Raw genomic sequence first — 13315 nt, forward strand, 5'->3', positions numbered from 1 at the left:
TCCCTGTCGCAACAGAAATAAGGGCCGCCCCGCCGCCTTGGCCCTCAGCGCCAACCGCCGGCTTTCGGTCAGGCCGAAACGGGCGGGATTGCCGCGTACTTCCAGTATGATGGCGGCAAAGGCAGCACTGCCAAGCGCCGCCTCCGCCACCCAGAGCGCATCGTTCAGCTTGCGGGGCGACGCCTGCAGAAAAGCCTGAGGCTCCAGCCCAAAATCGCTGATGCCGATGGCATAGGGCAGGCCAGCCTCCATCGTCGCGACCGTATCGCCGATCCACAGAACCGGAGACTTGGCCGGGACCGGATCCGAAGCTTGCGCATGCAGCCGCGCGGCAAGCGCCAGGGCAAAACCACTGGCCACACCGGCATCGCGGAGGCCGAGCGAGCGGATTTCCGTCAGCGCATCGAGCGGCAAACCGCCTTGCAGCGCCGCATCAAGCTCGTCGACACCGATCGGAAGGAGCGATTGTTCACGCATAGGCTGAATAGGCAGGGATTTCGCAATAGCCGCCATCTGCCTCGCCGGCTTGTCTGTCAGCGTTTCATGCGCCGCAGCGGCCAGTGCCGGGATCGGCCTGCCTTCCAGTCGGGCAATGGTTTCACGCAGGGCGAAAAGCGTTTCCCGCGCCACGGCAGCCTCGGCCATGACGTTCACTCCAGATCGATAATGTTCCTGTTATGTTCTTATGGATTCCAGAGCTTGCAGAAAGAGTCAACACCATTTCATGAGAAAATATTCCTCTGCCGCAATCTACACTCGTAAAAGCGGCGTAAAGTCTCTATATGACCAGCCAAGGAAGGAATATTCATGGCTCGCGTCGACCAGAGCGAAGATTGGCGGGATCGCCACTCGCCCTCCATCAGTACATTCGAATCCCTGGCAATGGAGGCTTACAGCCACCTGCCAGACGAATTCCGTTCGCTCACCGGTGATCTCGTCATCCTCATCGAAGATTTCCCGGATGACGAGGTATTCGAGGACATGGCGCTGGAAACGCCCTTCGACCTGCTCGGCCTCTTCGAAGGCCGCGGCATATCGGAGCGCTTCACCGCCCAGACGGGGGACATGCCCAACAAGATCCGCCTCTATCGCCGGCCGATCATCGATTACTGGGCTGAGAACGAAGAAACCCTCGGCGACATCATCACCCATGTCCTGATCCATGAGATCGGCCACCATTTCGGCCTGAGCGACGAGGACATGGAGCGCATCGAGGCGAGCGCCGAGGAAGCGACGGATCGCTGATATCGGTCCCGGCCGCAAGACGATCGGGAAGAATGAGAATTTCAGCCGGTGCTTACTGCTCGGAAAGCTTCATATCCGGATCGTAATCCTTGCCGGCCACGTCCTTGACGACAGCCTGACCGCATTCCATCCGCCCGCTTGCTGAATTGAAGCCATAGGTCGGCGAGCCGTATAACTCCCAGCCCTTGTTCAGCGCCGCGCTTACCTTGTGGCAAAAGGATGCGTCATCGGGGCCGGTGAGAAAGCGGTAGAGTTTCATCAAGGCATCTTTCTTGTATTTAGCAATCACACATCGCTACGGGGCGTTCCGGCGGCGCCCGAAGAGCGCTGCTCGATCAGGCGAGCTTTATGGACGAGTCTCTCTGCCTGGACAAGATGCAGCCGCTCCACCATCCGCCCGCCGAGGTTCACGACATTGAGAGTGGCGGCATCCGGTGCGGCGAAGGCGGCGATGATGGATTCCGCCTCGGCAACAGCGGCCTTGTCAGGGCCAAAATGCCAGTTGGCGGCTTCGATCTGGCTCGGATGGATCAGCATCTTGCCGGCAAAGCCCATGGCAACCCCCTGGCCGCATTCTGCCGCGAATTCTTCAGTATCCTTGAAATCGTTGAAGACGCTGTCGATGGCCTCGAGGCCGTAAGCGCTGACGGCCAATATCACCTGCATCAGCCAGGGCACGAGATAGGGACGGCCGGGCTGCGGCAGGACGCCCGTTTCCTTCCTGAGATCGTTTAGGCCGACGACGAAACAATCGAGCCGGCTGCCGGCCGTGCGGCCAGCCTCGGCGATCGCGGCTGCATTCAGGATGCCGCGCGGCGTCTCGATCATCGCCCAGATGCGCAAGTCTTCCGGCGCATCGGCTTCCGCAAGCCGGTCACTGACACCAGTCACATCCTGCGGCTCATCCACCTTCGGCAGCAGCACCGCATCCGGCTCCAGCTCCACGACCAGCGCCATATCCTCGGCACCGAAGTTCGAGGAAAGCGCATTGATGCGGATGATCCGCTCCTTGCCGGGAAGCGGGGAGGCGGCAAAGAAGGCCCGCAGATTTTCCCGCGCCTCGGCCTTTTTCTCCGGCGAAACGGAATCCTCGAGATCGAAGATGACGGCATCGCAATCCAGGCTCGAAAGCTTGTCCAGGGCACGGCGGTTGATGGCGGGAACGCTCAAGATGGAGCGGCGCAGGCGGGCAGGGCGGGAAGGGGAGGTTTGGCTCTCGGACTGGCTCATTGTGCCGTTTTGCCGCGCTTTTAATCGACAAGCAAGTCAACAAAAAGCCATGCTCCTCTTGCAGATGGCAGAGATGAAGACCACATTGCTTGGTGTAGAGAGGTCTCGACCATGCAGAATATCCGTTCCCTGTTCATCGCGCTTGCCGGTATCACCGTGTTTGCAGCCATGGCGCTGCTTACCGTTTCGGTTACGCTTGCTGTCGGTGCTATACTGACCGTGCTAATGGCGGCCCGCGCGATTTCGCTGCGCATGAAGCCGGCACCGGTGCGCGCGAAGACGAACGGCGAGCGCGAAATGCGCATCTGGAACGACGGTCGCGGCACCATCATCGATCTCTGAGATTGAAACAGGGCAGGGCGGCCTATTGCCGAATCCCTTGATCATGTGTCCAATTCAGGCCACGTGCTGAAGGGCAAAGCGCCCAAAGCGCCGCCTTTTAGAGCATTTCCAAGATTCTCCTTCATTTCGGGCCGGATTTGCTCTATTGGCAGGATAATTCGTGCTTAGACGAGAATGAAGGCAGGACCCCATGGACAAGTTCGTGAAGTTGACCGGTGTCGCAGCACCCCTCCCGGTCGTCAATGTCGATACCGACATGATCATCCCGAAGGATTATCTGAAGACCATCAAGCGCACGGGTCTTGGCAAGGGCCTTTTCGCTGAAGCCCGCTACAATGAAGACGGTTCTCCGAACCCGGATTTCGTGCTGAACAAGTCGGCCTATCAGAACGCCAAGATTCTCGTTGCCGGCGACAATTTCGGCTGCGGCTCCTCGCGCGAGCATGCGCCCTGGGCACTGCTCGATTTCGGCATCCGCTGCGTCATCTCGACCAGCTTCGCCGACATCTTCTACAACAACTGCTTCAAGAACGGCATCCTGCCGATCAAGGTCAGCCAGGAAGATCTCGACAAGCTGATGGACGACGCTTCGCGCGGCTCCAACGCCATTCTGACGATCGACCTCGAAAACCTCGAAATCACCGGCCCGGACGGCGGCTCGCTGAAGTTCGAACTCGACGAATTCAAGCGTCACTGCCTGCTGAACGGCCTTGATGATATCGGCCTGACGCTGGAAAAATCCTCCGCGATCGACAATTTCGAAAAGTCGAACGCCGCATCGCGCCCTTGGGCCGCCTGATCGGTTTCATCACTATTTCGCGTTTCGAAGCCGGGCCTCGCGCCCGGCTTTTTTCATGCCAAAACGCCCGCCGCCTGCAGAGAGAGGGAACTATCCGCGGCTGCGGCACCTCAGGGAGCGGAAAACGCAAATCCCGGAAACGGGACACCATCTTTCCCAACCGTTGTAATATGATCGACAAGAAGGGGGTTCATACAGGCGTGCCGAGACCTTCGGGCCTCTTCTCCCGCCCTTAAATCTTCTCCACGCAATGGAGCCTCTCCATGACCTCCCTTCCCATTGTTGGCGCCGCCATGACGCTCGACGACGTCGAAATCCATCGTAACTGGTTGCTCGAAAAGCCGCGTGACCTAGAGCTGCAGAGCTTCGTTGAAGCCGAAATCCTCAACGGCGACTGGGCTCCGCTGGCCGAACGCGCCCGCAAGCTGCTTGACGGCCATCAGGGCCGCCTCGGCATCCACGGCCCGTTCTGGGGCTTTGTCATCGCCTCACAGGACCCGGACGTCCGCGGCGTCGTCACAAAGCGCCTGCTGCAGGCACTCGACGTCTGTGCCAATATCGGCGCCACGCAAATGGTCATCCATAGCCCCTATACGTCGTGGTCCTACAACAACCTCGACAACAATAAGGGCGAGCGCGAGAAGATCATCGAATATACGCATCTGACGCTGAAAGAGGCCGTCAAGCGCGCCGAAGACATCGGGCTCACCATGGTCATCGAGAACATCGAGGACAAGGATCCCCATATCCGCGTCGGCCTCGCCGACAGCTTCAATTCGCCCGCCGTCGCCGTTTCCATCGACACCGGTCATGCCCATTACGCCCACGGCTATACCGGCGCTCCGCCGGTCGACTACTACGTCCACGCCGCCGGCAATCGCCTGCAACATGTCCACCTGCAGGATGCGGATGGCTATGCCGATCGCCACTGGAGCCTCGGCGAAGGCAACATCCACTGGCGCGCCGTCTTTGCCGCTATTGCCAAGCTTAACAGCAATCCGCGCCTGATCATCGAAATCAAGGACAAGTCGAAGATCCCGGCATCGGCCGCCTACCTCGCCTCGCTCGGGCTGGCTGAGTAAGGATAAGCAACGCAAGCCACCCGCCCTCGTGGTCCAAGGGCGGGTGACTGGTCTCAAAAGCCCGAAAACCGTACCGTTTCGACCCCTTCCTCGCTTGAAAAGCCGCATTTGCAGGTCTAAAAACCCCGCAACTTTTTCTTTCGCGGAGGCTTTCCCATGACAGTTCGCAATCTTTTCCTCCTGCCGGGCGACGGCATCGGCCCCGAGGCCATGGGCGAAGTTCGCAAGATCATTGCCTATATGAACGAGGCGAAGAATGCCGGCTTCGTTACGGATGAAGGTCTTGTCGGCGGCAGCGCCTATGATGCGCATGGCGCCGCCATCTCCGAAGAGGACATGCAGAAAGCGCTTGCCGCCGACGCCGTGCTCTTCGGCGCCGTAGGCGGCCCGAAGTGGGATAGCGTTCCCTATGAAGTGCGCCCGGAAGCCGGCCTGCTGCGCCTGCGCAAGGATCTGCAGCTCTTCGCCAACCTGCGCCCAGCCATCTGCTACCCGGCGCTGGCGTCGGCCTCGTCGCTGAAGCCGGAACTGGTCGAGGGTCTCGACATCCTGATCGTGCGCGAGCTCACGGGCGGCGTCTATTTCGGCGAGCCGAAGGAGATCATCGACCTCGGCAACGGCCAGAAGCGCGGCATCGACACCCAGGTCTACGACACCTACGAGATCGAGCGTATTGCCGGCGTTGCCTTCGAACTGGCGCGTACCCGCAACAACCGCGTCTGCTCGATGGAAAAACGCAATGTCATGAAGTCTGGCGTGCTCTGGAACCAGGTTGTTACCGCGACGCATAAGGAAAAATATTCCGACGTGCAGCTCGAGCATATGCTCGCGGATGCCGGCGGCATGCAGCTCGTGCGCCAGCCAAAGCAGTTCGACGTCATCGTGACGGACAACCTGTTCGGCGACATGCTGTCCGACGTCGCCGCCATGCTAACCGGCTCGCTCGGCATGCTGCCGTCGGCTTCGCTCGGCGCCCCCGATGCCAAGACCGGCAAGCGCAAGGCGCTCTACGAACCCGTGCACGGTTCCGCCCCCGATATCGCCGGCAAGGGCATCGCTAACCCGATCGCGATGATCGCTTCCTTCGCCATGTGCCTGCGTTACTCCTTCGGCCTCGTCACTGAGGCCGATGCGCTAGAAAAGGCGATCGCCAACGTGCTCGACAGCGGCATCCGCACCGGCGACATCATGTCGCCTGGCAGCCGCCAGGTCGGCACGACAGAAATGGGCGACGCAATCCTCGCCGAATTCAAGGCCCTTTCGGCGTAAGCCAGGTAGATCGCCTGGTATATTTCACGTGAAACACGAAGCCCCGTTCCGCGGAACGGGGTTTTTCTTGTGAACGGGATAGGCGTGTCTCAGCTCGAGATCGCCGCGACGCTCCGTCCTGATTTTCTAAAAAACTGTAACAACAACCTGCTATCAATCGGACCGATTGGAAATCGACATAGGCACTGATTATGCAGGCGATCTTGACGTCTCTCGACAGGCGTTGGCGGCGAAGTGATGCTGCTTTTGCGCCATCCCATTGGAAAATATGCCTTTTTCTGACCGCCAATATCGTCCTTCTCTCGGCTCTCCTGTTCGATTGGCCTGTCGGCGCCACCCTTAAAAGCCTGTCACCCTCCCTTCGCTTCGTCGGCGGAATGTTGACGGATTTCGGCGATTCCGGATGGATCCTTCTCATCAGTGCCTTCCTGTTTTTCGAAGGTTGGGCTGGCAGCAGGCTGCTGTATTCGCAGCGCTGTCGCTGCCAGGCACTGCGCATCTGCCAGATCGGCGGCTATCTCCTGACGACCGTGGCGCTTTCCGGTATCCTCGCCAATTTGCTGAAGCGCGCCATTGGACGCGCCCGCCCCACGCATTTTGCCGATTGGGGACCCTTCGGCTTTTCGCCCTTCAATGGCCGTGCCAGCTTCGAAAGTTTCCCCTCCGGCCATGCCACGACCATCGGCGCTCTGTTCGTGGCGCTTGCCTTCCTGTTTCCGCGCTATCGCTACATCTTCGCCGCCTGCGCCTTATGGCTGGCGATCACGCGTGTCATGGTCGGCGCCCATTATCCGAGTGACGTGGTGGCCGGTCTGGCGCTCGGCGGCTGGTTTTCCTTCGTAACGGCGATCATCTATTCCCGCTACGGCTTGCTTTTTCGCATCAACGCCGCCGGCTGGCCGACGCCGCGCTTGCCACTATTCAAAAGCGGCAAGACGCGACAGACCGATTCCTGAGCCGGTCACGGCCGCAGCGCAAAGGTTGCCAAGGCCCTCGCACATTCATATATCTGGCAGAATAGGGATGACCGAAGACGGTCAACCCGATTTCGTTTGCGATGAACACCATGGATGCCGGGCCAATACGTTTAAGCGAGAGGCAGATGGGATTGATCTCCCGGGCACTTGCCGAACCGCGACGTGTGCAGATTCTGAAAGAGATCGGCACGCGAACCGAGCCTACGCCCTGCAGCCTCCTAAACGAGTGCCACGCCGTCAGCGCCGCGACAATGTCGCATCACATCAAGGAACTGGAGAATGCCGGGCTCATCGAGATCCAGCGCGAAGGTAAATTCGCCAATCTCGTGTTACGTCGCGACACTCTGAACGCCTATATGGCGGAACTTTCCAAGATCTGACAATTCCTTACACGCCATCAGCATTTCTTCTCGTGGCTCTTGTATCAATTAGATGATTATCTAAATATCAAAGTGACGGTGCGATCGGTTTTCGGGTCGCATGCGCCAAATGATTCGATGATTGTAAAATTGTCTAAGTTTTTCGAAGGAAAGTGACATGAGCAAACTGGCAGGCAAGGTCGCGATCGTGACTGGAGCATCCAAGGGCATCGGCGCCGGCATCGCCAAGGCAATGGGCGAAGCGGGCGCGGCAGTTGTCGTCAATTACGCATCGAGCCGCGAAGGCGCCGACAGGGTAGTAGCCGAAATCACCGCCAAGGGCGGCAAGGCGCTCGCCGTGCACGGCGACGTTTCCAAAGCCGAAGACGTCAAACGCCTCTTCGCCGAAACGAAACAGGCATTTGGCCGCGTCGATATCCTCGTCAACAATGCCGGCGTCTACCAATTCGCGACCATCGAGGAATTCACCGAGGAAGAATTCCACCGTGAATTCAATATCAACGTGCTGGGCACGCTGCTGACCACGCGGGAAGCCGTCAGGTATTTCGGCCCGGAAGGTGGAAATGTGATCAACATCGGCTCCAACGCCGTCAGCATGAACTTGCCGACTGCCTCCGTCTATACGGCAACCAAGGCCGCGGTCGATTCCATTACCAAGATCCTCGCCAAAGAGCTCGGGCCGCGGAATATCCGGGTCAACAACCTGGCGCCGGGCGGCGTTGAAACAGAGGGTGTCGTTGCGGCAGGCGTGATCGGCAGCGACTTCGAGAAGCATCTCGTCTCTCAGACACCTCTCGGCCGTCTCGGCCAGCCGACCGATATCGCTCCGGTCGCCGTCTTCCTCGCTTCGCAGGATGCCGCGTGGGTGACCGGCGAAACCCTCTATGTCGGTGGCGGTCTGAAGTAGCCGCTATTCGCGGTGCTGCCTTCCGAGAGGAGGCAGTTTGCCGGGCGCGACACAACCGCGCGCCTGGCCAATACATTAGCAAGCAATTGCCAAACCACCTCATTTTCCTATTTAGTAAAGACGTTCGGGTTTTCCGCTTAGCATCGCAGTTGATCGTGCCGCGAAGCGACAGCTCGGCTGTGAGATTTAAAATAATCCTGTCTTCAATGCGATCCCACGCAGCAGCTGATGTCATCGAACTCCCCTAAGATCCGCCGACGATCGCTGTCGTGAACAACAAATGGAGGACGTCTTTATGAATACTGCCAATACCAAATCGAAATTGGGCACTCGCACCAATCTCAGCGAAGACGCGACGCGCGATATTTCCGCGGCTCTGACCGCGCTGCTGGCGGATGTCTTTGCTCTCTATTTGAAGACTAAGAATTTTCACTGGCACATGAGTGGCCCGCATTTCCGTGATTATCACCTGCTTCTCGACGAGCACGGCGATCAGATTTTCGCCATGACCGATCCTATGGCCGAGCGCTGCCGGAAGATCGGCGGAACGACCCTCCACTCGATCGGCCAGATCGCCAAGCTGCAGCGCATTCCCGACAACGACGCCGAATATGTCGATCCGCAGGACATGCTCGCCGAACTGGCTGACGATAACCTCAAGCTCTCCGCCGAAATGCGCGCCGTCCACAACGTTTGCGACGAATATGGCGATGTCGCCACGGCCAGCCTTCTGGAAAACTGGATAGACGAGACCGAGCGCCGCACTTGGTTCCTGTTTGAAACCACGCGCAAGTCCAACCGCTGACACCGAACCGGCGCCTTCCAATTTGATAAGTTGAAGGCTGGTTTCGACGCCTCCGATTTCCTCGCTTCCGCACCGATACAAGCGAGGAAATCCTTGACTCCTGTGGAAAACATCTTAGAACCGGCGACGGAAAAGGAAGACTTCCATGGTTCGCTTCGAACAGCTCGATAGCTTCAGTCACCTGGCGCAATGTGCCGGGCGGGATGTCTATTTTCCGGTTTCTTCCAAAACCAAGGCCAAAACGACGACGAAAACCGTCTGACGTCTCTGGCCTGCCGCTCTCTCCCCGGCTCGGCCGGGGACAGGAACCGGTCGTTATGGCTGCGGTTCCCCCCTCGCCAAAGAGGAGAGAAGAGAAAGAGAGCTTGAGAAATGGGTTTCAAAGTTGCAGTAGCGGGCGCGACCGGGAATGTCGGCCGCGAAATGCTCAATATCCTGGCCGAACGCGGCTTCCCGGCCGATGAGGTCGTGGCACTCGCATCGGCCCGCTCGCAGGGAACCGAAGTTTCCTTTGGCGACCGGACGCTGAAGGTTTCCAACCTGGAGAACTACGATTTCTCCGACACCGACATCTGCCTGATGTCGGCCGGCGGCGACGTTTCGAAGAAGTTCTCGCCGAAGATCGGCGCCCAGGGCTGCGTCGTCATCGACAACTCTTCCGCGTGGCGTTATGACGCCGACGTGCCGCTGATCGTGCCGGAAGTAAACCCGGATGCCGTCACGCAGTTCACCAAGCGCAACATCATCGCCAACCCGAATTGCTCGACCGCGCAGCTCGTCGTCGCCCTGAAGCCGCTTCATGACTTCGCCAAGATCAAGCGCGTCGTCGTCTCGACCTACCAGTCGGTCTCCGGCGCCGGCAAGGACGGCATGGACGAGCTGTTCAACCAGACCCGCGCCGTCTTCGTCGCCGATCCGATCGAGGCAAAGAAGTTCACCAAGCGCATCGCCTTCAACGTCATCCCGCATATCGATGTGTTCATGGAAGATGGCTACACCAAGGAAGAATGGAAGGTGCTGGCCGAGACCAAGAAGATGCTCGACCCGAAAATCAAGGTCACCTGCACGGCTGTCCGTGTGCCCGTTTTCATCGGCCATTCGGAATCGGTCAACATCGAGTTCGAAAACGAGATCACCGCCGATCAGGCTCGCGATATCCTGCGTGAAGCGCCCGGCTGCCTCGTCATCGACAAGCGCGAAAACGGCGGTTATATCACGCCTTACGAATCCGCCGGCGAAGATGCGACCTATATTTCTCGCATCCGTGAAGACGCGACCGTCGAGAACGGCCTCAACCTTTGGGTTGTCTCCGACAACCTGCGCAAGGGTGCCGCGCTCAATGCCATTCAGATCGCCGAATTGCTCGTCAATCGCGGCCTGATCAAGCCGCGCAAGCAGGCTGCATAAGGATCTGTAAACCAATTTACGGTTTATCAACCCTCTTTGGGTAAGCAGGTTAGAACGGAAGCCCCGCCATTTCGGATGAAAGGCGGGGCTTTTCTGAATGATTTTGGCGGCGATGTTTCACATGAAACGAAAACATCACTCGCTAAAACATGATGACATGATGATCGGATGCTGGCATGGTCCGGTGGCGACTAAACGCGCGTGATCCCCTGGCTTTCAAGGGTTTATGCGCCATTGAAAACGGTTACCGCGTTCGCACCGCGGTAAGATTTCGGGGACACTGAATGCGCTTCACAAAATCTGGAATGGCAGCTCTCGTGGCGGGCGGATTGCTGCTGGGAATGCCGCTTGCGGCAAACGCCGCATCTTGCGGCAACACTTCCGCCGGATTCGAGAATTGGGTGCAGGAATTCAAACGGGAAGCGCAGGGACAGGGTGTTAGCCCCTCTACCCTCGACAGGGCCTTCGCCAACGTTCATTACAACCAGCCCACCATCCGCGCCGACCGCGGCCAGAAGAGCTTCAAGCTTTCCTTCGAGGAATTCATGAAGAAGCGCGGCGGCCAGACGATCATCAATCGCGGCAAGAGCATGAAGCAGGCTAATGCGGCCCTCTTCGCCAAGATCCAGAAGCGCTTCGGCGTTCCCCCAGGCCCGATCATCGCCATCTGGGGCATGGAAACCGGCTTCGGCAGCTATATGGGCGACCAGCATACGCTTTCGGCCGTCTCGACGCTTGCTTATGATTGCCGTCGTTCCGCGTTCTTTACCGAGCAACTCTACGCGGCCCTGAAGCTCGTCGGCGAAGGTTATCTCAGCCCGTCAGCACGCGGCGCGGCTCATGGCGAAATCGGCCAGACGCAGTTCATGCCGAAAAACGTAGTCGCCTTCGGCGTCGACGAAGATGGCGATGGCAGGGTCGATCTTGTCGGCTCGCGCGCGGATGCACTGGCCTCGACCGCCAACTTCCTGCGCGGCCACGGATGGCAGCCCGGCGCCGGCTATCAGCCCGGCGAGCCGAATTTCTCCGCCATTGCCGGCTGGAACGACGCGAAGGTCTATCAGCAGGCAATCGCCTATATCGGGCAGCAGATCGACGGCAAGTAAGGCGTGATCTCATCACATCAAAAAGGCGCTGCGACCGAATGGTCCGCAGCGCCTTTTTAAATGGTCTACGCTCCGCCTTGCCAAGCGTCAGGCCCTTTACCTTGGGCCTCTAAACCTCAGGGCGTATGAAGTCGCGCGTCGCCGGGTCCATGACCCAGAGCTCGCCGGTCGAAATATCAAACCAAGCACCGTGAAGGCTAAGCTTGCCTTCTTCCTCACGCGCTCTGATCTCCGGAAAACTGCGGAGATTGTCGAGCGAATTGCGGATCGAGATGCGCTCCAGAGCCGTCTGTCGCTCGGTCTGCGTCATGATGTCGTTGCTCTGGATCTGTTCGGCGGCCGGCTTCAGCAGCGCCATCCAGCGGCCGATGAAATCGCCCGGCGACAGCGGCTCCGCATTCGGGTCAAGTGCGGCGCGAATGCCGCCGCAGCGGCCATGGCCCATCACGACGATATCGGAAACCTTGAGCGACAGAACAGCGAATTCCAGCGCTGCCGAAGTCGCATGGAAATTGCTATCCGGCTCGTAGGGCGGCACCATGTTGGCGACGTTGCGGATGACGAAGAGTTCGCCCGGCCCGGCGTCGAAGATGATCTCCGGCGCCGAACGGGAGTCACTACAGGCTATCACGAGGGTCGATGGGCTTTGGCCAAGCTCAGCGAGAGTGCGATAGCGTTCGCGCTCATCGACGTAACGCCCGCTCATGAAGTTGCGATAACCGTTCAGAAGGGTGTCGGGAAAGCTTTTCATGATATTGAATTACAATGCACTTCGGCCGATGGCAACTGCTGCGCCGCAAAAAGCTCCCGCCGCTTCCAGCCGTTACTTTTTCTTCCGCTGCACCGGATGGACGAGATGCCTTAGCTGCACCATCGCCATCGGCGTCGACAGGCTTGCGGAATCGACGGCAAGCGTCAACTCGTTGCTGCCGCGCTTGACGGCGCGCGCCAGCACTTCAAAGACGCTAGCCGTCGTCAGCTGCAGCGCCCGCTCCTCATCCATGCCGGAAAGCAGGCGCGACAGGAACACAGCGGATAAGAGATCGCCGAGCCCGTTCGGCGCACCTTCCGCGCTGCGATGTTCGGCAAGCAGCGCATTTCGGCCGCTGAGATAGAGATTGCCAATGCCGCCGGCCATCATCGGCACGGCAGACGTCACCAGCATGCGCGACGGGCCAAGCGCGAGAGCCGCCTCCATGATGGCGTTGTTATCCTCGAGGGGCGCTCCCGCAAGCCAGGCAAGCTCATAGCGGTTCGGCGTTGCGAGCGACGCCAGCGGGATCAGATGGTCGCGGATCGCTTCCGCCGTTGCCTCAGGCACATAAAGCCCGCCGGCATCGCCGATGACAGGATCGCAGGCATACAGGAGATCAGGGTTCTTCTCCCGCAAAGCCGTTACGAGCCTTGCAACGGAATGCGCCTGTGCAGCATTGCCGAAATATCCCGACAGAACTGCCTTTACCTCGGAAAGCCAGGGTGCGGCGATGAGATCGTCGATCGCATGGTCGAAATCCGCCTCGTTGAAGGTCAAGCGCGTCGAACGTCCATGACCGGGATGCCACGGCAGAACGATCGTCGGCAGCGCCCACACCGGATGGCCAAGCGTCTCCAGCGCGAAAACGGCGGCGCGATTGCCGACGGACCCTCGGACGACGTGGCTGGAGATGACGATAACAGCGCCGGCGGACACTTGCGACATGATGCTAGCTTTCAAGTTCAGGGCTTCAAACTGCCATGGCGCCGTTGATGATCCCTTTGGCGGCACT

The 13315-nt window shown here is 59.2% G+C and carries 16 protein-coding genes; 11 read left to right on the top strand and 5 right to left on the bottom strand.

Annotated features, from left to right (window positions below):
* Window positions 1–645: hypothetical protein (locus tag AC13RC_RS30165; RefSeq protein ID WP_488559460.1), on the bottom strand; the 645-nt coding region annotated here is incomplete at its 3' end.
* A gap of 162 nt (window positions 646–807) precedes the next feature.
* On the opposite strand from AC13RC_RS30165, the gene AC13RC_RS30170 reads away from it, so the two are divergent.
* Window positions 808–1245: a metallopeptidase family protein gene (locus AC13RC_RS30170; RefSeq protein ID WP_069611396.1), complete on the top strand. Its 438-nt coding sequence runs from the start codon at window positions 808–810 to the stop codon at window positions 1243–1245.
* 52 nt (window positions 1246–1297) lie between these two features.
* Here AC13RC_RS30170 and AC13RC_RS30175 read toward each other — a convergent pair whose 3' ends face one another.
* Window positions 1298–1504 (bottom strand): DUF1737 domain-containing protein, encoded by a 207-nt coding sequence (locus tag AC13RC_RS30175; protein ID WP_069611395.1) that lies wholly within the window; start codon window positions 1502–1504, stop codon window positions 1298–1300.
* Between the two features lie 26 nt (window positions 1505–1530).
* Window positions 1531–2475, bottom strand: coding sequence for an HpcH/HpaI aldolase/citrate lyase family protein (locus AC13RC_RS30180; RefSeq protein ID WP_145321758.1), 945 nt, complete (start codon window positions 2473–2475; stop codon window positions 1531–1533).
* Between the two features lie 111 nt (window positions 2476–2586).
* Between AC13RC_RS30180 and AC13RC_RS30185 the strand changes: the two genes are divergently transcribed.
* The 10 genes from AC13RC_RS30185 to AC13RC_RS30230 all read left to right on the top strand — a co-directional run bounded on the left by AC13RC_RS30185 (window position 2587) and on the right by AC13RC_RS30230 (window position 11549).
* Window positions 2587–2817 (top strand): hypothetical protein, encoded by a 231-nt coding sequence (locus tag AC13RC_RS30185; protein ID WP_269245604.1) that lies wholly within the window; start codon window positions 2587–2589, stop codon window positions 2815–2817.
* Window positions 2818–3007: 190 nt separating this feature from the next.
* Window positions 3008–3616, top strand: coding sequence for a 3-isopropylmalate dehydratase small subunit (gene leuD, locus AC13RC_RS30190; RefSeq protein ID WP_488559461.1), 609 nt, complete (start codon window positions 3008–3010; stop codon window positions 3614–3616).
* A gap of 263 nt (window positions 3617–3879) precedes the next feature.
* Window positions 3880–4698, top strand: a complete 819-nt coding sequence (locus tag AC13RC_RS30195) for a sugar phosphate isomerase/epimerase family protein (protein ID WP_069613881.1) — start codon at window positions 3880–3882, stop codon at window positions 4696–4698.
* 156 nt (window positions 4699–4854) lie between these two features.
* Window positions 4855–5967, top strand: coding sequence for a 3-isopropylmalate dehydrogenase (gene leuB / locus AC13RC_RS30200; RefSeq protein ID WP_113389676.1), 1113 nt, complete (start codon window positions 4855–4857; stop codon window positions 5965–5967).
* Window positions 5968–6158: 191 nt separating this feature from the next.
* Window positions 6159–6923 (top strand): lipid A 1-phosphatase LpxE, encoded by a 765-nt coding sequence (gene lpxE / locus AC13RC_RS30205; RefSeq protein ID WP_145321754.1) that lies wholly within the window; start codon window positions 6159–6161, stop codon window positions 6921–6923.
* A gap of 146 nt (window positions 6924–7069) precedes the next feature.
* Window positions 7070–7324, top strand: a complete 255-nt coding sequence (locus AC13RC_RS30210) for an ArsR/SmtB family transcription factor (protein WP_113352834.1) — start codon at window positions 7070–7072, stop codon at window positions 7322–7324.
* 157 nt (window positions 7325–7481) lie between these two features.
* Window positions 7482–8231 (top strand): SDR family NAD(P)-dependent oxidoreductase, encoded by a 750-nt coding sequence (locus AC13RC_RS30215; protein ID WP_113352835.1) that lies wholly within the window; start codon window positions 7482–7484, stop codon window positions 8229–8231.
* Window positions 8232–8526: 295 nt separating this feature from the next.
* Window positions 8527–9036: a Dps family protein gene (locus tag AC13RC_RS30220; RefSeq protein ID WP_113420591.1), complete on the top strand. Its 510-nt coding sequence runs from the start codon at window positions 8527–8529 to the stop codon at window positions 9034–9036.
* A gap of 372 nt (window positions 9037–9408) precedes the next feature.
* A complete protein-coding gene (locus AC13RC_RS30225; RefSeq protein WP_069613887.1) occupies window positions 9409–10443 on the top strand; it encodes an aspartate-semialdehyde dehydrogenase in 1035 nt (344 codons plus the stop codon).
* Between the two features lie 284 nt (window positions 10444–10727).
* Window positions 10728–11549, top strand: coding sequence for a lytic murein transglycosylase (locus AC13RC_RS30230; RefSeq protein ID WP_092718611.1), 822 nt, complete (start codon window positions 10728–10730; stop codon window positions 11547–11549).
* Window positions 11550–11658: 109 nt separating this feature from the next.
* Here AC13RC_RS30230 and AC13RC_RS30235 read toward each other — a convergent pair whose 3' ends face one another.
* Together AC13RC_RS30235 and pdxY are read right to left on the bottom strand one after the other, a co-directional pair.
* Entirely contained in the window at window positions 11659–12300 is a 642-nt protein-coding gene (locus tag AC13RC_RS30235; protein WP_113397762.1) for a carbonic anhydrase, read from the bottom strand.
* A 72-nt stretch (window positions 12301–12372) separates the two neighbouring features.
* A complete protein-coding gene (gene pdxY, locus AC13RC_RS30240) occupies window positions 12373–13248 on the bottom strand; it encodes a pyridoxal kinase PdxY (protein ID WP_488559462.1) in 876 nt (291 codons plus the stop codon).
* Window positions 13249–13315 lie beyond the last annotated feature (67 nt).

The organism is Martinezella sp. CNPSo 3890 (assembly GCF_057784455.1).